13 protein-coding genes are annotated in these 18254 nt (G+C 54.6%); 3 read left to right on the top strand and 10 right to left on the bottom strand.

Going from position 1 to position 18254, the window contains the following annotated elements; all coding sequences use genetic code 11:
• Positions 1-7: 7 nt before the first annotated feature.
• From B5F38_RS02715 to B5F38_RS02670, 10 genes are all read right to left on the bottom strand, one after another.
• Positions 8-508 carry a hypothetical protein gene (locus tag B5F38_RS02715; protein ID WP_087407797.1) on the bottom strand — a complete coding sequence of 167 codons (501 nt, stop codon included), beginning with the start codon at positions 506-508 and terminating at the stop codon, positions 8-10.
• A 63-nt stretch (positions 509-571) separates the two neighbouring features.
• Positions 572-3808 carry a glycoside hydrolase family 2 TIM barrel-domain containing protein gene (locus B5F38_RS02710; protein WP_087407796.1) on the bottom strand — a complete coding sequence of 1079 codons (3237 nt, stop codon included), beginning with the start codon at positions 3806-3808 and terminating at the stop codon, positions 572-574.
• Positions 3809-3856: 48 nt separating this feature from the next.
• The gene (locus B5F38_RS02705) at positions 3857-4717 is read right to left on the bottom strand and encodes a helix-turn-helix domain-containing protein (RefSeq protein WP_087407795.1); all 861 of its coding nucleotides are present in this window, start codon (positions 4715-4717) and stop codon (positions 3857-3859) included.
• A 186-nt stretch (positions 4718-4903) separates the two neighbouring features.
• Positions 4904-7051, bottom strand: a complete 2148-nt coding sequence (locus tag B5F38_RS02700) for a tetratricopeptide repeat protein (RefSeq protein ID WP_087407794.1) — start codon at positions 7049-7051, stop codon at positions 4904-4906.
• Between the two features lie 95 nt (positions 7052-7146).
• Positions 7147-8238, bottom strand: a complete 1092-nt coding sequence (locus B5F38_RS02695) for a hypothetical protein (protein ID WP_087407793.1) — start codon at positions 8236-8238, stop codon at positions 7147-7149.
• A gap of 105 nt (positions 8239-8343) precedes the next feature.
• Positions 8344-9429 (bottom strand): gliding motility protein GldN, encoded by a 1086-nt coding sequence (gene gldN, locus B5F38_RS02690; protein WP_241147793.1) that lies wholly within the window; start codon positions 9427-9429, stop codon positions 8344-8346.
• 31 nt (positions 9430-9460) lie between these two features.
• Positions 9461-11035: a gliding motility protein GldM gene (gene gldM / locus B5F38_RS02685; RefSeq protein WP_087407791.1), complete on the bottom strand. Its 1575-nt coding sequence runs from the start codon at positions 11033-11035 to the stop codon at positions 9461-9463.
• A gap of 4 nt (positions 11036-11039) precedes the next feature.
• Positions 11040-12077 (bottom strand): gliding motility protein GldL, encoded by a 1038-nt coding sequence (gldL, locus tag B5F38_RS02680; RefSeq protein ID WP_087407790.1) that lies wholly within the window; start codon positions 12075-12077, stop codon positions 11040-11042.
• Positions 12078-12111: 34 nt separating this feature from the next.
• Positions 12112-13527 carry an SUMF1/EgtB/PvdO family nonheme iron enzyme gene (locus B5F38_RS02675; RefSeq protein WP_087407789.1) on the bottom strand — a complete coding sequence of 472 codons (1416 nt, stop codon included), beginning with the start codon at positions 13525-13527 and terminating at the stop codon, positions 12112-12114.
• Positions 13528-13536: 9 nt separating this feature from the next.
• The gene (locus B5F38_RS02670; protein WP_087407788.1) at positions 13537-14484 is read right to left on the bottom strand and encodes a type IX secretion system membrane protein PorP/SprF; all 948 of its coding nucleotides are present in this window, start codon (positions 14482-14484) and stop codon (positions 13537-13539) included.
• Positions 14485-14947: 463 nt separating this feature from the next.
• Between B5F38_RS02670 and B5F38_RS02660 the strand changes: the two genes are divergently transcribed.
• Genes B5F38_RS02660 through B5F38_RS02650 form a run of 3 tightly spaced genes read left to right on the top strand, consistent with a single transcriptional unit; the run spans position 14948 to position 18254 of the window.
• Positions 14948-16402 (top strand): lipopolysaccharide biosynthesis protein, encoded by a 1455-nt coding sequence (locus B5F38_RS02660; RefSeq protein WP_087407786.1) that lies wholly within the window; start codon positions 14948-14950, stop codon positions 16400-16402.
• Positions 16399-17349, top strand: a complete 951-nt coding sequence (locus B5F38_RS02655) for a glycosyltransferase family 2 protein (RefSeq protein ID WP_087407785.1) — start codon at positions 16399-16401, stop codon at positions 17347-17349. The genes B5F38_RS02660 and B5F38_RS02655 overlap by 4 nt, the downstream gene beginning before the upstream one ends.
• Entirely contained in the window at positions 17340-18254 is a 915-nt protein-coding gene (locus B5F38_RS02650; RefSeq protein ID WP_087407784.1) for a glycosyltransferase, read from the top strand. The genes B5F38_RS02655 and B5F38_RS02650 overlap by 10 nt, the downstream gene beginning before the upstream one ends.

Raw genomic sequence — 18254 nt, 5'->3', positions numbered from 1 at the left:
TTGTATCTTACGAAAGGCGTTTGCGCCGTTTGATTTCGGCCTTCAGCTTGTTGAGCCACTTGTCGTAGGTCGACTCGGTGAGCAGCATGGTGCGGGAGTCCTGTTTCTGGTTGTGCCCGTCTTTGCGGGTAACAATCAGCGCGTTGCGGTAGAGCGATAGCTTCACCTCGGTCTGTTTCGAGGGGAGGGGCAGCACCAGGAATACCGCCTCGGTCGATTCTCGTTCGGTGGCTTCGCCAAAGGCTTTCAGATTCCATTCCACGTCGTCGCGTTCGAAATATTGCATGCCTCGTATGATGCCGCTCTCCTTGTTGGCTTCGACGATGGTGAACTGTTCGGCCTGGAGCAACGACAGGGTCGAGTAGTAGACCAGGTCGTAGTCTTCGTCGAGACATTCGGAGGTGATGCGGGTCACGTCGTCGGAGGTGAGGTTGAGACTTTTGAACAGGCTGCACGAGGTGAGGAGCAGAAGCGAGAGCGCGAAGAGCAGATGGGTAAATCGGTACATAATGGTTTGTTGTTTTTTTTGATGTTCACGCCCGGACTATGACCCGGGCGTGAACGGTATTCTTCAGTATTGTTTGATGGCCGGCTCTATCGAGGCGCTTTTGCCGAGCGGAACGAAGGTAAAGCCATAGGTAATCTTGCGGATGGCCGGGTCTATCTGATAGACCTTGTGCGGCTTGGCCCCCCAGGAGTCGTCGCCGCCCAGACCCATCATGCGGCAGTCGACAAAGAGGTCGACGAGCGCTTCGGGTTTGGGGTCGCAGTTGTGGCGTTGACGGGGATTCTCGGGACGTTGGCGACCGTCGTCGCGGGTCTCACCGCTGTCGAGCGACTCGAGCGTATGGTTCGAGGCATTGAATTCGACAAGCGAGTCGGCTACGATGAGCAGTTTACCCCGGTTTCCCGAGAGGGCCAGCCAGCTCACATCGGTGCGGTGGTTGTTCTCCTGCGGCCGTACATAGGGCTCGTAGAGGTCGGCAATATCGGCTCGATAGCGGTCCACGAAGCAGCTGGAGCGGCGGTCGATGTAGTTCTCCCACGGGCCACGGCCGTAGTATTCGAGGCGGGTGAATGAGGCGGGCATCTGCATGCGCAGCCCCACGCGGGGAATCATGGGCGCCCGCGAGTCGGTCAGGCGCAGGGTGTTGTCGACCTTCACCACACCGTTACCCAATAGGGTGTAGGTGATGGTCCACTCGGCCTCGGTTTGCGGATAGGTGTAGAGGCAGGTCACGCGCAGGGTGCTGCCATCGCCCGGCTCGACGGTGAACGAGCGGGCCTCGGGGGCCTGTTGCGAGGCCTCTTTCCAGGCACCCAGCAGGCGGGGCGAGTTGTAGCCGTAGTCGTTGTCGGTGGGGGCTCGCCAGAAGCTGGGGCGGGGACCGAAACCGTCGAGCAGATATTCACAACCCTTGTAGCGGTAGGAGGTCATCAGACCGGTAGTCTTGTCGAAGGTGATATCGAAATCCCGGCCCGAGAAGCAGACCGAGTTGCCCTTTTCGGTCTGGGCAATCGATTCGCCCGAGGGCTGGGCCACGGGTCTTACGGCCGGCTTCACGGCTATCTGTTCGCGGGCTATGGCATAGCCTTTGGGCAGGAAGGGTTCGGCCTCTTTCTGCCGGGCCTCGAATTCGATGCGGTAGTCGACCGCCTCGTCGTTCATGGCAGGCAGCCCTTTCAGGGCGACGGTCGTTTGCTGGCGGGGTGGCAGCGACAGGTCGAACCGGCCGGTCTTCAGACTCTTGCCGTTGCCTTTGACCGTATAGACAAAGTCATATTTGTCGAGCGGGGTGAAGAAAAATTCGTTCTTCACGTCGATGGTGCCGGCCGTTTTGTCGAAGTTGAGAAACTTGATATTCTGGTACACCTTGCCCATCTCGATGGTCTGGGGCTTGATGCGGCGGTCGGGGTAGACGATGCCGTTGATGCAGAAGTTGCCGTCGGAGGGGGTGCCGGTGGGTCCGTAGTCGCCGCCGTAGGCCCAGAACTTTTCGCCTTGGGCATTGGTCATCTCGAGGCCTTGGTCCACCCAGTCCCAGATGCAACCGCCCTGCAGCAGGTCGTGGGCTTCGATGACATCCCAGTAGTCCTGGAAGTTGCCCAGACTGTTACCCATGGCGTGAGCATACTCGCAGAGGATGAGCGGACGGTCGGACGCCGGGTCGAGGGCATAGCGCTCGATGCCCTCGGGCGAGGTGTACATGGGGCAATAGATATCGGTATTCCACTCCAGTTCGGCCCGCTCGTACTGGATGGGGCGCGAGGCATCGCGCTGCTTCAGCCAGCGGTAGGCCTCGTAGAAGCAGTAGCCGTTGCCCGCCTCGTTGCCGAGCGACCAGATGATGACCGAGGGGTGATTCTTGTCGCGCTCGACCATGTCGTGCAGGCGGTCGAGGTGTACCGGCAGGTAGAGCGGATTGTTGCCCAGCGTGCCTCCCTTGCGTCGGTCGTAGCCCATGCCGTGTGTCTCGATATTGGCCTCGTCGATGACGTAGAAGCCGTATTCGTCGCACAGTTCGTAGAAGCGCTTTTGCTGCGGATAGTGGCAGGTGCGCAGGGTATTGACGTTGTATCGTTTCCACAATTCAAAATCCTTGAGCATGGTCTCTTCGGTCACGTAGTGGCCGGTGAGCGGGTCGTGTTCGTGCACGTTCACCCCCTTGAGCAGGACAGGCTTGCCGTTGACGAGCAGTTGCCTGTTTTTGATTTCGACTGTACGGAACCCGACCCGTGCGGGAATGTATTCGCAGTTTTCTCCGTGGCTGTTGCGGGTCGAGATGAGCAGGTCGTAGAGGTGAGGCGTCTCGGCGGTCCAGGCCTTGACGCGGTCGATGGTGGCGTCGAACTTGACGCAGTTCGAGTTGCAGGCGTCGAGGGTAATGGTCTGTTCGCCCTGGGCCACGATTTGCGGCTTGCCGGTCGAGCGGTCGGTCAGCTGGTAGGCGACGGTCATCGGTTGCGCGCTCGTCTGGTCGTTTTGCAGCACGATGCCAAGGTGGAACACTCCGTCGGTGTACGACTCGTCGAGAGACGACTGTACCTCGAAGTCGGCCACCCGGGTTTGCGGTTGGGCATAGAGGTAGACGTCGCGCTCGAAACCGGTGAGGCGCCAGAAGTCCTGCCCCTCGAAGTAGTTGGCATCGGAGAAGCGGTGCATCTGTACGGCCAGCGTGTTCGTACCGGGGCGAACCTGAGCGGTAATATCGAACTCTGCCGGTACCTTGCCCGTTTTCGACAGGCCTATGAACTCGCCGTTGAGGTAGAAGTAGGCGGCCCCTTTCACCGCCTCGGCACAGAGGACGATGCGTTTTCCCTGCCATGAGGCGGGGAGGTCGAAGGAGCGCAGATAGCTCCCCGTCGGGTTCCAGGCCTCGGGCACCATAGGCGGATTGGGAGCTTGCAGATATTGCGGGAAGCCCGGCGAAATGAACTCGTAGCCGATGTTGACATAGATGGGGTCGCCGAATCCCTGCAACTCCCAGTTGCCCGGCACTTCGATGGTGTTCCACCCGGTTGTGTCGTAGCCGGGTTGCATGAAGTCGGTGGGGCGTTCACGGAACTGTTCGGTATAGTGGAATTTCCAAGTGCCGTTCAGCGACAGGTAGTCGCTGCCCCGTTCCCGTTCGCCGGCCAGAGCCGAGGCTGCGCTGTGATATGTCGTAAACGCAGCGTGCGGCGGCAGCTTGTTGATGTCGATCAGCCGGGGGTTGGTAAGTTCGGCAAACCGATTCTGCTGCTCTTGAGCCCGGGTCGAGCCTGAGAGCAGGAAGATAGCCGATAGAAATAATGCCATGTTCTTCATGTGGATAGTTATCTGTTTTCTTGTGAATGATGATCGATGGTTGTGCCGTTATTTGCGGCGGTATGCCGAGGGCGATTGGCCTGTATTCTGTTTGAAAAACTTGCCGAAAAACGACTGGTTGGCAAAGTTCAGTTCGTCGGAAATCTCCTGAATGCTCATCGTCGTGGTCTTCAGCAGCCGTTTGGCGGTCATGGTCACAAAGTCGGCAATGATTTCGTGAGCCGTCTTGTGGCTCATCTGCTTGATGACCGACGAAAGGTGTTTGGGCGATATGCACATCTTGTTGGCGTAGAAGTTGACCGTGCGCTCCTCCTTGTGATACTGCTTGAGGAGCGTGAGAAATTTCCACAAAATATCTTCCTGTCGCGATATTTTGGAGCGGTCGCTCTTCTCCCGGGCGGTGAATATTCGGTTCAGCTCCAGCGTAAAGGCCGAGAGAATGAAGCGTATGATGATGGCTTGTGCATTCGCTTCGTAGCGACTTTTCAACAGGTTCAAGTACTGCGTCATCACCTGAGTCTCGTCGAGCGAAAGCTGGGTGTGGGGATGCTTGGCGATGTAGGAGCTGAGCGAGAATACCGTATCGAGGTCGATAAAGGCGTTCCACTCCTTGGCCGAAGTCCCCTGGATAGAAAAATAATGAGCCTCGAAATCGCTGCTCGTTGCAAGCGGCCGCCACATCGAGTTGGGATAGATGAACGTGAGGCTGCCCGGTGTGAGCGTATAGTCGGCAAAATTGATTTGCAGCTCTTTGCGCCCCCCGGTACACAAGATAATGGTAAGTTGGTCGGGTGCTATGCAGAGGTTGGCATCGTCGTTGGCGACAAGCTCATCGAACGAGATGGGAATGAGGTCGGACTGCCGGTGCGGCGTGGCGTTCAATTCGTTTGTTTTCTGTGGCGTTTGCATATATAAACCTCTATTCTTCTGTTGTAAAGATAGAGACCAAAGATAACAGTTCTTGTCCAGTCGTGCAACCCATTTGTCCCGGTACCTGGATTGAATAGTGATAAAAGTTCTGAAAAAGTGGAGCCCAACAAAAAAAGTCGCCCCCGGTAAGAGGCGACTTTTGTGGTGTATGAACTTGTCTGAAAGTTATTCTGTCGATTGTTCTTGCAATTCTTTGATAAGAGATTCAATGGCTTCTATATACTCTTGTTCTACATCGGTATATTGGGCCATGCGATTGTAAATAGTCAAAGCCTCTTGCAGTTCTTTTATGGCTAAATCGAATCGTTGGGTATCGGCATGCAAAAGAGCCAAACCGATTAGCGTCCTGGCCACCTTGCTTTCGAAGGCTTCTGGATTTTTCTGGGCCAGACGACGTCGAATCTCCAGAGCCTCGTTATGCTCCTTTTCCGCCAAGTCGCGTCGTTGGATATCGTCATGCAAGAGAGCCAGATTGTTCAGCGTACTGGCCACATCGCTCTCGAAAGCCTCGGGATTTTTCTGGGCCAGACGACGTCGAATCTCCAGAGCCTCGATATACTCCTTTTCCGCCCAATCGAGCCGTCGGGTATTCTTATGCAAGAGAGCCAGATTGTTCAGCGTCAAGGCCACATCGCTCTCGAAGGCCTCGGGATTTTTCTGGGCCAGACGGTGGTAAATTTCGAGAGCCTCGATATACTCCTTTTCCGCCAAGTCGAGCCGTTGGGTATTCTGATGCAAGACAGCCAGATTGTTCAGCGTACTGGCCACATCGCTCTCGAATGTCTCGGGATTTTTCTGGGCCAGACGACGTCGAATCTCCAGAGCTTCGGTATACTCCTTTTCCGCCAAATCGAGCTGTTGGGTATCAGAATGCAAGTTCGCCAGATTGTTCAGCGTCCTGGCCACATCGCTCTCGAAAGCCTCGGGATTTTTCTGGGCCAGTCGTCGCTGAATCTCCAGGGCTTCGTTATACTCCTTTTCCGCCAAGTCGAGCCGTCGGGTATTTTTATGCAAGACAGCCAGATTGTTCAGCGTCCTGGCTACATCGCTCTCGAAAGCCTCGGGATTTTTCTGGGCCAGACGGTGGTAAATTTCGAGAGCCTCGATATACTCCTTTTCCGCCCAGTCGAGCTGTTGGGTATCAGAATGCAAGAGAGCCAGATTGTTCAGCGTACTGGCCACATCGCTCTCGAAAGCCTCGGGATTTTGTGCAGCCAGCGTTCGATAAATAGTCAACGCTTCTTCGTACAGGGTACCCACCAAATGGTATTGTTTGTTGTTTTGTAGGAAATCGGCATAATCCAGGAGCAATTCGGCCACTTTCTCCGGGGCGATACGGTTATGGGCTACGGCAATGGCCTTGTCATAAACGGTTATTACCTCGGCAACCCAGCCTCTCTCCATTTCATTTTGCAATGTCTTGATTTTTAAACGATACTCCTCGATATTCGATTCAAGGGCCTTGAGGGTTTCCGATTCAATTTCGCGCACGGCGTCCAAGCGAGCTGCATTGGCTTCGGCATCCCGGGTAATCTCGTCCAAGTTGAGTATGGCATTGGCCCCCTTGTTGTCGCCGGCCTCGAAAAGCCGCATCGCTTCGGTGAGGCGGGCCGAGGTGGTTGTCGACGAGAGTCGTGTGATGAGTTTGGCCGTATCGAGCAGGCTGCTCTCCATCGCCTTGCGTCGTTCTTGTAAATCGTGCAACTCTTGCCGGAAATCCAAGTCACCGGGATATTTCAAGACACGGGCCTGTGTGGCTTCAATCTGCTTCAGCAGTTGCAGATACTCGGGGTTGTTCCCGGCAAAGGGTATGTTTTTAAGTTCGACAAAGGGTTGCCCGTCGATTTCGACCTGCGAATCGCGTACTTGGAGCATGGCCTCCGAACCTTTGTTTTGATATGCCTCGAACTGGAGCAGGAAGTTGAGTTTCAGGGTATCGACATTCTCGAACCGACAGAAGAAGTGTCCGTATTGGGTGTCGAAACTCTCCTTGAAAGCCCTTAATTCGGGTGTTATCTCGTCGGCATCTTTGAAATAGACATACAGTTTCTGCGGGTTGCGTCCGGCGCATAGCTCCGAATAAGCCGTATCGAACTCGCTTTTGGTGTAGTCGCCGAATCGGGTCCAATAGAGTACCAGGCACAATTCGCAGTTTTTCAATTCGCGATTGTATTCTTCGTGATTATCTATCGGTTCGATTTCTATTCCCCGAGGTTTAAGAATACGGTTAAGGTGCTGTATCATATCGGCAAATTCCAGTCGTTCGAGCCGGAGCTCCTCCGATGAAGCGATAAATACTTTGAGTGTTCTCATGAGTGGGTGTGATTAGTAAATCATATTATACGAAAGGGAAATACATTGCTAAGAATGATTTCTCTCTCGGTTTATTATAAATATTATCAGTCCCTTTATTCTTGTTTCAATCGGTTCTCTTGAAGAAATTCAGTATAATTTCGAAGCAGTTCGGCGAATTTTTCGGGAGTAATACGACCGCGAGCTATTGTTATAGCTTTGTCGTAGACCGCAATTACATCATCAATCCAACCTTTGGGCTTGTTGCTTTGCAAGGTTTTGATTTGAAGCCGATACTCTTCAATATTCGATTCAATAGCCTTTTGAGTTTCCTCCAATATTTCTGCAATTGCATTTAAACGAGTTGCTGTTTCCTCTGCATCGCGAAGTGTTTCATCAAGATTGAGTATGATACTGGCCCCTTTGTTGTCACCTGCTTCGAAAAGCCGCATCGCCTCGGTGAGATGGGCCGATGGTATTGTCGATGAAAGCCTCGTGATGTGTTTGGCCATATCGAGCAGACTGCTCTCCATCGCTTTGCGCTGTTCCTGTAAATCGTGTAGTTCCTGCCGGAAATCCAAGTCATCGGGATATTTCAAGACACGGGCTTGAGTGGCTTCAATTTGCTTCAGCAGTTGCAGATATTCGGGGTTGTTACCGGCAAAGGGTATGTTTTTAAGTTCGACAAACGGATGCCCGTCGATTTCAACTTGTGAATCGCGTACTTGAGGCTGGATTTCGGGTGCCAAATCCAAATAATTTTCGAGTTGAAGTAGGAAAGAAAGAATTAGGTCATCAACAGTATCGAATTGACATGGGACGTGGCCATAGGTTGTAGCGAAATTCTCCTTAAAGGCTTTTAGCTCGGGGGAAATCTCTTCGGCTTTTTTGAAGTAGACATACAGTTTCTGCGGGTTGCGTCCGGCGCATAGTTCCGAATAAGCAGTATCAAGTTCACTCTTGGTATAGTCGCCAAAGCGGGTCCAAAAGAGAACCAGGCACAGTTCGCATTTTTTTAGCTCTTGATTATACTCTTCTTGTTTGTGCAGCGGGCCCATGGATGCATCGAGATATTCCCACTTGACGGGTTCAATCTCTACATCTTTCGGCTTGAGAATGCGGTTGAGGTGCTGAATCATATAGGTGAGCTCCAATCGCTCGGGCTTCAGTTCCTCTGATGAGGCTATAAATACTTTGATGGTTTTCATGGTATGATGTGAATAGTATGATACAAAATTAGTGAAATAATATGTAAAAGCAAAAAAAGTCGCCCCGGGTGAGAGGTGACTTTTGTGGTGTATGGAGGTCGGTTTTTATCGGGTTCGTCGTACCGAGCGGACAGGAGCCGATGAGGTCTTTTGCTGCTTGGGTTGCTTTTGCTTTTTGGCTTTGGCCTCTTTCTGTTTCTTGGCTCGGGAGGAGCGCGAGGTACTTTTTGCCTTCTCCTGTTTGTCGGTGGTTACCTCCTCGCCGTTGGCCTGAGCCTCTTTGGCCTCCTGAGCTTCGCGGGCTTTGGCCAGCTCCTCGGGGGTAGGTACCCACAGGTTTTTGTTGAAATTCTTCAGCTGGGTCTCGATGCTGTCTTGAGCCTGTTTGAGCGTCGAGTCGTTGGGGTACATCTGCATGAGCGACTGGTTGCGGAGGTTCTGGGTCTTGTAGATTTCGCCGTCGTACATGCGCATCTGGAAGTAGTCGTCGTAGTTATACTGCGCGATGTTGTTCTCGTTGCTGGCCAGGATATACTGACGGGCGATGTAGGGGCGGATGTCGTTGTACTTGACCCAGAACATGGGGTATTTCACCGGCTCGCCGCCGAAGTCGCCGGTGCGGTGCAGCACGGGGCAGAGGGCCTCGATCGAGGGTTTCAGCTGCGAGGTGCGGCGGTCGAATTTCCACTTCTCCAGAATGTAGTACGAGAGTACCTCGTTGGCGGGGATGTCGCTCTCTTCGAGGGTGAACCGGGGGTTCTTCTCGGAGTAGCCCTTGGCCTCGGCATAGAGTATGTGGAAGCGGTCGAACATCTCGCGCACCTTGATGCGGTATTCGTCGGTGAAGATTTCGCGCCCGTCGAGGTATTCGTATGCGGCTATCTGGTTGTTGGCCAGCAGCTTCATGATGATTCGGAAGAGGTTCTCCTGATCGGCGGTCGACTCTTCGGGGTAGTAGAGCGGCAGATTCTTCTCTTTGGTGAGGTCGATTTGCCGATAGATGACCCGCATCCAGGGGATGTCGGCGTCCGAGGCATCCTGGGTGTCGTAGAGCGACTGGGCCCGCACGCTCAACTGGGTGTCGGGCTTTTTGCTGTCGTTGGAGTCGCTTTTCTTGATTACTTGCGCTTGACCTCCCACCACCGAGAGCAGCAGGCCGAGGGTGAGGCAGCTTTTTATCAGGATATTCATGTTTATCGAATTGTATGTCATGTTATTAGCCTTAGTTTACAATTACTTCGATAGGCGAGAGGTCGCGCTCTATGCCGTCGGGACCCACGGCCCGAACTCTCGAGATGTAGAACCGCTTGCCCCGCGAGAGCCGGCGGAAGGAGTCTTTCTGCCGTTGCGAGAAGTTGGCTCCGTCGGAGACTTCGGGAATAGCATTACCCATGGAGTCGAAGAAGACCGTTTCGAATCGCAATACGCGGTACGACACGTTCAGTAGGTCGTCGTCGATGGCTGCCTGTATGCCGGGGGCTGCGAGCAGCCGGGTCTTGGGGAAGGGTTTCCCGCCTTTGTATTTCTGTTCATAGCCGTTTTCGTCCTTGTAGGCGATGTAGGGCATGGGGTCGGGCAGTTGCCGCACGCGGAACTGGGTGTTGGCTACCGTCTGCGAACGGCCGTCCATGGTGGCCGTTACGGTGATGACGGCATTTTGTCCCACCTTGGAGGGTTTGGCAATCCAGTTGTCGCCTTGCCGGGTGAGGGTTCCGTTGGTCATCGTGGCCTGGATGGCGTGGTTGGGGATGCCGGGAACCGATATGCTGATGGGGTTGCCGATACCGGCGTAGAGTACGTTCATCAAGGTGGCCGAGATGGTGGCGCTGGGTTCTACTACGGTGTAGGACGAGGAGAACTCGTGGCGCGTCATGGAGCCGTCGCCCCGCGGTACCTCGAGGTATCCCTTGAAGTCGAATATGCCGGTGCTGCCGCAATAGGTCTCGTAGAGGCCGCGGTTCTCGTCGGGCAGACGCTTGCCGTTGATGTAGATGGCCGGCCGCTGGGTGGTATCGATGGCGGCCAGCACGATGTTGGCGCTGTATTTGCCGCCCCGCATGATGTTTTTGGAGTTGGGGATGACAAAGGCGTTGAGCTGGTTCACGCGCACGTCGCCCTCGTCGATGTTGTTGATGAGGGTGTGCAGGGCCTCACTCTCGGCGTAGCGCACGTCGCTCTGTATTTTGGTGAGGATGGTGACGGCGGCGATGACGGGCATGTTTTCAAACATGGTCGTCTCCCACAGAGAGGGGTTGTTCACCACCCGTCTGCTGCCCGAGTGAATCGAGGTCGAGAGGTAGTTTTCGATGGTGGCCCGTTTCACCGAGTCGGTCATGAAGCCGCTGATGAGGGTACGGTAGTCGTCGATCTTTTTTCTCAGTTTCGCACCTTGCCGTTGGGCGGGCGAGAGCATGATGTATGAGGCGGCCTCGAGGTCGTCCTGGCGTTCGATATTGTTCACGTCGCCGTCTTTACCGTCGGCTTTCTTGACGATGAGGGTCTTGAGCGAGTCGATGTAGTTGTACAGCTCTGAGGTTTGTCTTTTGACATCCAGCGATTTTTTGTACCACTGGCCGCCCTTTTCGGGGTTCTGGCTGTTGAAGGCAGCCAGTTTCTGGTAGAGGGCGTCGTTTTGGAGCGAAGCATTCGAGGTAGATCTTTCCAATCCGTCTTCAACCTGCTTGAATCCGTTGAGCACATCGGACGACACGTTGAGGGCCAGCATGGCAGTGAGGACGATATACATGAGGTTTATCATCTTCTGCCGGGGTGAAAGTCTGTTGTTATTCGATGCCATGTCGTTACTTTTGTTCGGGGTCGTCTTTGGGTTTCTCGGTCGGGTCGGGGGTGGGTGCGGGTGCAGGTGCGCCTCCCATGGGCCGGTACATGTTGATGGTCATGGCGGTGATCATCTTCTCGTAGACCGAGTTGAGTTGTTGTATGTATTGGGTCATCTTTTCGGCCTCCTGGCAGTAGCGGGTACTGTCCGATGCCGAGCGTTCGTACATGTCGCGTATGTTGCGCAGGCCGGTGTTCACGCGGTCGATGTTGTCGATTTGCGAACTGATGCTCTTCAGCTGTATCTCGTAGATGGTGTTCAAGCCGTTGATGTTGCGGTTGAGGGTCTCCATGCCGGTGACGTAGCCTTGCGAGGTGTCCGAGATGCCCTCGGAGTTCTCGGTGATGTTGCGGTACGACTGCAACAGCGTGTTCGATACGGCCGTGAGGCTTTCGGTGGTCTGGCGCAACCGGTCCATCTGCTCGGCGATACCCGAGAGTTGGGTAAGGTATTGCTGGGTAGCGTCGGTGAGTTCGGCCATGCGCGAGAGCTGGTCGGCTGCGGCCGACATCTTCTGGATGCTGTCGGTGAGGCTTTGGGTATCGGCTTCGCTCAGGTTGAGACCTTCGGGGATACCTACGGCCCGACGGGCGTCTGCGGCCGATACTTCGAGTTGGCCGCCTCCGGCATATCCACCGCCGTTACCGCCGTTACCACCATTGCCGCCTTTGCCGTTACCGCCGATGATGACGGTTCCGCCACCACCGCCCGAGAAATCGGGACGGTCTTCGGGGTTCTTGCTGTTCAGCACGGGGAATACCTCTTCCCAGTGATAGGTCTTGGGCGGGGTATCGAAGGCCGAGAGGATGAACATGAGCACCTCGGTACCCATACCGATCGACAGCAGCAAGCTGCCGCCGGGGAGGTGCAGAATCTTGAACAGGGCACCCCAGATAACGACGGCGGCGCCTAAACTGTATGCAAAATTGAAAAAGCGTTGTCCCTTGTCGCTCGAAAGGAACTTTTCAATGCGGTTTTTATATCTTTTGTATTTTCCCATGATTCCTGAACTGTTTTATATAGGTGGGGTTGAATTATCTACGTACTTTGGCGAACCCGATCTGGGAGCGTACGCAGCGGAAGCCGATGTAGGAGCGTTGCTCGTTCTGGTATTCCCACATGCGTATGTCGGAACGGATAAAGTTCGACACATCTTTCCACGAACCGCCCCGTACCACCTTGCGCTTCATGCGGTAGGGGTCCTCTTTGGCGGCGTTGTACTTGTACTCGGGGTTGAGGTCGCTGGTGTTTTGCGAGATGGCCTCGGTGTAGGCCGTCGAGGTCCACTCCGATACGTTACCGGCCATGTCGTAGAGACCGAACTCGTTGGGCGAATAGGAGCCCACGGGCGAGGTGATGAGGTTGCCGTCCTTCACGTAGTTACCGTCGTCGGGTTTGAAGTTGGCATAGAAGCACCCCTTTTCGGCCATCGGCAGGTTGCCGGCCCAGGGGTATTTGTTCTCGTTCTTTCCGGCACGGGCGGCATATTCCCACTCGGCCTCGGTGGGGAGGCGGTAGGGCTCTATCACGACGGAGTTGCGGCCGAGCGAGCCCTTGAGCAGGGCGGTGCGCCAGGCGCAGAAGGCGTTGGCCTGTTCCCACGACACACCCACCACGGGATAGTCGTTGTAGCCGGCGTGCGAGAAGTAGAGCCGCACGTAGGGTTCGTTGTAGGCATTCTCGAAATCGTTGACCCATACCGTGGTGTCGGGGTAGATGTTGATGATATAGGTGTTGAGGAAATCGAACTCGCTGCCCAGGGGACGGGTGATGGTCTCGCGGATGATGCGGCCGTCGTCGTCGATATAGGCGGTGTCTTTCGAAATCATCACCACTTCGTCGTAGTTGGGGGTGTGGTCGGTGTTGAGGTCGCGCAAGGCGGGGTCGAGGCGGTTTTTCCGCTTCGAAGCCTCGGTATAGTCATACACCTCGTACCGATAGTTCATTTGCGAGGCGTCGAGCTGTTTCTGACCCGTAATGGGGTTGATGCGGTAGACGCTCTCGATGGCGCGGGCCTCGTCTTCGGTGGGGTTGCGCCAGGGGATAGCCTTGTCCCAGTTGAGGCGGGGCTTGATGGGGTTTCCTTCGCGGTCCTCTTCGATTTTGAAGACCTCGTTACCGCCGTAGGCAGGGTCGGCCAGACGCTCGCGGATGATGGAGTCGCGCACCCAGAATACAAACTGTTTGTATTTCGAGTTGGTGATTTCGGTCTCGTCCATCCAGAAGGCGTCGATCGAGACCGATCGGGGTTCCTGCTGGGTGCCCCAAACCGTGTCCTTCTCGGCGGGTCCCATCTTATACGAACCGCGGGAGATGAGTACCATGCCGTAGGGGGTGGGCTCATTCCATGCCGTACCTCCGACTCCTGTCACTTCACCGCTGTGGCGCGACGAGGGGGAGCACGATGCGAGGAGAATGGCGAGTGTGATATACACGATTATCTTTTTCATAGGCTACAGCTACATTATGCGTATGCTTTTATGTTTGTTCTTGTTCTTGTCCGACAGGTCGAGTTTCAAACGGTATCCGAGAAAGACCTCGTGGCTCCCGCTGCTGGCTTTGACGATAGCCGATGCCGGGTAGTCGTAGGCATATCCCGCGATGAAGTTCTTATATTCGGCACCTATCATGAATATGTAGGCATCTTTCCAGCGGTAGGAGAGGCCACCCCAAAACAACTTGTTGTATTTCAAGCGGCACGACAATTCGTATTGTGTCACGTTGAGGTTGCTTTTCACCATCATGGAAGGCTGCACTTCATATAACGTGTTTTTAATGGGAATATTGCTTCCGGCGATAAAATAATAGGATCGGCCGATATAGGTTTCGTATTTGTCCTCAAAAGTGAGATGGGGCTCGTTGAGGTGCGACACCGACAAGCCGGCATAGAACCAGGGGTGCGAGTACCACACGCCGAACGACATGTCGAAGGTCATGCCTTGCAGCTCGGTGGTGGGTATTCCGTCGTCGGTCGCCTGGTGATAGTCGCTCGTGGGGATGCTCACCTGGGTTCCGTCGAACCGTTCGTCGAGCATGCCCAACTGCACGCCCAGGCTGAGGACGCCCGTCCACAACTTCAGTTTGAAGGCGTATTGCGCCCCTACAATCAGGTGGGAGTAGAGACCCTCGGTCTCGGAGGTGACGACCAGACCCACGCCGTGGTTCTGTTTCAGAAACTTGAAGGGCATGTCGCCGGTGACGAAGTAGGTCTGCGGTGCTCCCGGCATGCCTATCCACTGTTGCCGGGTCGAAGTGAGTATGTTCAGTTTGTCGGTGCTGCCGGCGGCTGCCGGGTTGTAATAGCCGGGGAGCGCCCAGTATTGGCTGAACTGCGTGTCGATCTGGGCCTTTGCAGGGGCAAAGACCAGACAGCACAAGGCAACGACAACGATTTTCGCAATCTTCATACTCTCTTTCCCGGACGCTTTTCGGTGGCGTTCGTCAAAATCCCGGTATTTATAATAACTGAAAACAGCCTTTAAAATTGTTTGACACAACCGATTTCGGGCGCGAAATTACGAAAAGTGAAAGTATATGCGTGCTTTTTCGTCTCGAAAAATGTGCTTACAACCGCTCTCGGGGCGTTGTCGTCGGTTGTCTGTGGAGCTCGTGACGGACTTGGCTGATAAAAATCTGGAGCCGGCTTGTTTTTCTACTTTCGACTTTCTCATCTTTGCAGAAGACAAGATGCGGTTCGGCATAGCCAAAAATGAAAACTTGGCTTTCTTTTTGCCTCTGCTCTCACCTTTCATTATCTTTGTTACACGAAGATAAGATGCGTCTCAGTATAAAAATCAAGCGAGCTTGTTTTTCTACTTTCGACTTTCATTATCTTTGTAGGGCAGAAGGTTATCGACTGCCATTGGGTATATGGAAGAGAATTTGAAGAAAAAGACGACAAAGGCGCTCGTGTGGAGTTCGGCCGACAAGTTGGGGCAACAGCTGTTCTATCTGGTGGCCGGCATCATCTTGGCGCGGCAGCTTTCGCCTACCGACTACGGAAAGGTGGGGGTGCTTACCATCTTTATCGCGCTCTCGGGCATCTTGATCGATAGCGGTTTCTCTTCGGCACTTATCCGCAAGAAGGAGGCGACGCAGGCCGATTACAGCACGGTGTTCTATCTCAATATCGCCATCAGTTGCCTGCTCTACGGGTTGCTCTACGCGGCCGCTCCATGGATTGCCGACTTCTTCAACGAGCCCGACCTTACAGCCATCTGCCGGGTGCTCTTTCTGGTTATCCCCATGAATGCGCTCTCGCTCATTCAGCAGACGCTGCTTTTCAAGCACTTCAAGCTCTCGGTGAATGCGCGGGTCAACCTGTGGGCACTGGGGCTGGCCTCGATTGCGGCGGTAGTGATGGCCTACTGCGGCATGGGAGTATGGGCACTGGTTACCCAGACGCTGGGGTTGGCTGCACTGCGGGCCCTCTTTTTCTGGCTCTTTAACGACTGGCGGCCGCAGTGGGTCTTCCGCATGGAGTCGTTGCGCGAGTTTTTCGGCTACAGTTCCAACCTGGTGGTCTCGGGCATCATCAACAACGTATTCAACAAAATCTATCCCATCATCATCGGTAAGTTCTACGGCATGACACAGACGGGCTATTATACCCAGGCCGACAAATATCAGGATATAGCCTCGTCGCTCATCAGCAACATATTCCGCTCGGTAGCCTTTCCGGTATTCTCGACCGTGCAGGACGACCTGCCGCGGCTCAACCGCATCTGCCGGAAGAATGTGCGGGCCATCGCCTTCTTCATTTTCCCCATCATGCTGCTCATGATTGTGGTATCCTACCCGTTTATCCTCCTGGTGCTCAAGGCTCAGTGGCTCCCTTCGGTGCCCTACTTCCGATTGTTGTGCCTCTCGGGTATCTGCTCGCCCTTTATCATTCTCTTTTACGATTTGTTCAATAGCTTGGGCTATTCGCGACTCAATCTCTTTATCGAGATTGGCAAGAAGTCTTATCTCTTTCTGGGTATCGCCCTGTTCTATTCGTCGGGTATTATGAGCCTTATCGTGTGGTGGGTCTCGTATTCGTTGCTGTCGCTGGTCACGGGCATATTTTTTGCCCGCAGGTTCATCGGCTATGGCTTTGGCGGATACCTCAAGGATATATCTCCTTATTTCCTGCTGGCATTAGGTTCGGCCATCGTTTCGGCTGGAGTCTACCTGTTGTTGCCGGGCGACGTGTGGAGGTTGTGCATTGTGCCGTTGGTCTACGCTGTCGCCTACCTGGGCGGAGCCTATCTGCTGAAGCTGGAGATGTGGCAAGAGAGCATGTCGATGTTGAAAGCCCGCTTGCAGAAAGGAGGTGAGGCATGACGTTACAGAATGGAGCTCAGTGCCCCCGGGTGCTCACGATTATCGTCTCGTACAACTTCGAGCCGTGGATAGAGCGTTGTCTGGGTAGCCTCGAGCAGTCGCACTATCCGACCGATGTAGTGGTGGTCGACAATGCTTCGACCGACCGCACGGTAGAGATTCTCGCTGAGAAATATCGATGGGTTCGTCTGTTGAGGAGTCAAAGAAACTTGGGCTTCGGACAGGCCAACAACTTGGGCATGAAGATAGCTATTGACGAAAATTACGACTATGTATTTCTGCTCAATCAGGATGCCTGGATTGAGCCCGACACCATAGGTTCATGGGTGGAGTTGTCGCAGCAGAATCCCGAGTATGGCGTGATTTCGCCGGTTCATTTCAACGGACAGGGCAGTCGTCTCGACAGTTCATTTGCCCGATATATAGGAGGTAAATTACCCATTTCATCGAAAAAATCGGCTCTCGTCGAGGTGACGTTCATCAATGCGGCATTTTGGTTTATACCCGTAACGGTATTGCGGAAAGTGGGTGGCTTCTCGCCCCTCTTCTTCCATTATGGCGAGGATGTCGACTATATCCACCGAGTCCGTTACTACGGCTATCGGGTGGGGTATGCTCCGCAGACAAAAGGGTATCACGACCGGCAGGATCGGCCTACACCTCGTGCCATGCAGATGCGCCTTGACCGCATCTATTACCTCACAGTGGTTGCCGATGTAAACGGCTCTCTTTTCAGCCGTCTGTGGGGAGGTATCCTGGCTCCGTGGAAACCGGCCTTGCGGGCTCTCTTGCGAGGGCGCTGGAGCGAGGTCCTTTTCTATGTTGCGGCAAGCGGTCGACTATTGTGGCAGTACAGCTACATTACCGCCGTGAGGGAGAGCTGCAAGCGAGGTCTCCCGGTATTCCTGGAATCTATTCATTCGAAAATACGACCGATATGGAATTAGCTCCTGTCATATTGTTTGTCTACAACCGGCCCGAGCACACCCGTATCTGCCTGGAGCATCTGGAGCAGAACAAGCTGGCTGCCGAGAGCGAGCTTTACATCTTTGCCGACGGGGCCAAACCGGGCGGCGAGGAGGCCGTGGCAGCCGTGCGCCGGGTGGTGTCCCGGCCCTGGAAATTCCGCCGGGTGACGGTGGTGGAGCGTCCCGAAAATAGGGGGTTGGCCGCCAATGTCATCGACGGAGTCACGACTGTGCTGAAGCAGTACGACCGGGTGATTGTGCTGGAAGACGACCTGGTGGTGTCGCCCTGGTTCCTGCGCTTTATGAACGAAGCCCTTGAGACCTATAAAGAGGAGGAGCAGGTGTGCCATGTGACTTGCCACATGCTCGACCACAAGGGCCGCTTGCCCGAGACCTTCCTCATCAAGTGGTGCAACAGTTGGGGGTGGGGTACCTGGCGTCGGGCCTGGCAATACTTCGAGCCCGACGGGGCCAAGCTGTTGCACGAAATCGAGTCGCGCGGGCTCTGCTGGCAGTTCGACCTCGACGGCGGCTTTCACTTCACCCAGATGTTGCGCGACCAGATTGCCGGGCGCAACAACTCGTGGTTCGTGCGGTGGTATGCCTCGCTCTTCCTGCGTGACAAACTCATGCTGGGCACCGAGCGGTCGTTGGTCGACAACGTGGGTTTCGACGGCAGCGGCACCCACTGCAACACCATGCAGCTCTGCACGCAGACCCTCGACCCCAATCCCATCGAGGTGGTGCCCATTTCACCGATCAAGGAGTGCCAGCTTGCCCGCAAGGTCTACTCGCGTACCTATCGTTACAACTATTCCTACCGGCACAAACTGCTGGTATTTATCGGCAACCTGTGGATTCGATTATTTAAAAAGAGGAGATGA

The sequence above is a fragment of the Barnesiella sp. An22 genome (assembly GCF_002159975.1).
Classification (GTDB): Bacteria; Bacteroidota; Bacteroidia; order Bacteroidales; family Barnesiellaceae; genus Barnesiella; species Barnesiella merdigallinarum.
Note: the sequence above shows the minus strand (reverse complement) of the source record. Positions and strands in the feature narration are given on the sequence as shown.

Bases quoted from the DNA above. Each gene is read 5' to 3' on its own strand.
- B5F38_RS02715 (WP_087407797.1), bottom strand. From the start codon at position 508: ATGTACCGATTTACCCATCTGCTCTTCGCGCTCTCGCTTCTGCTCCTC.
- B5F38_RS02710 (WP_087407796.1), bottom strand. From the start codon at position 3,808: ATGAAGAACATGGCATTATTTCTATCGGCTATCTTCCTGCTCTCAGGC.
- B5F38_RS02705 (WP_087407795.1), bottom strand. From the start codon at position 4,717: ATGCAAACGCCACAGAAAACAAACGAATTGAACGCCACGCCGCACCGG.
- B5F38_RS02700 (WP_087407794.1), bottom strand. From the start codon at position 7,051: ATGAGAACACTCAAAGTATTTATCGCTTCATCGGAGGAGCTCCGGCTC.
- B5F38_RS02695 (WP_087407793.1), bottom strand. From the start codon at position 8,238: ATGAAAACCATCAAAGTATTTATAGCCTCATCAGAGGAACTGAAGCCC.
- gldN (WP_241147793.1), bottom strand. From the start codon at position 9,429: ATGAATATCCTGATAAAAAGCTGCCTCACCCTCGGCCTGCTGCTCTCG.
- gldM (WP_087407791.1), bottom strand. From the start codon at position 11,035: ATGGCATCGAATAACAACAGACTTTCACCCCGGCAGAAGATGATAAAC.
- gldL (WP_087407790.1), bottom strand. From the start codon at position 12,077: ATGGGAAAATACAAAAGATATAAAAACCGCATTGAAAAGTTCCTTTCG.
- B5F38_RS02675 (WP_087407789.1), bottom strand. From the start codon at position 13,527: ATGAAAAAGATAATCGTGTATATCACACTCGCCATTCTCCTCGCATCG.
- B5F38_RS02670 (WP_087407788.1), bottom strand. From the start codon at position 14,484: ATGAAGATTGCGAAAATCGTTGTCGTTGCCTTGTGCTGTCTGGTCTTT.
- B5F38_RS02660 (WP_087407786.1), top strand. From the start codon at position 14,948: ATGGAAGAGAATTTGAAGAAAAAGACGACAAAGGCGCTCGTGTGGAGT.
- B5F38_RS02655 (WP_087407785.1), top strand. From the start codon at position 16,399: ATGACGTTACAGAATGGAGCTCAGTGCCCCCGGGTGCTCACGATTATC.
- B5F38_RS02650 (WP_087407784.1), top strand. From the start codon at position 17,340: ATGGAATTAGCTCCTGTCATATTGTTTGTCTACAACCGGCCCGAGCAC.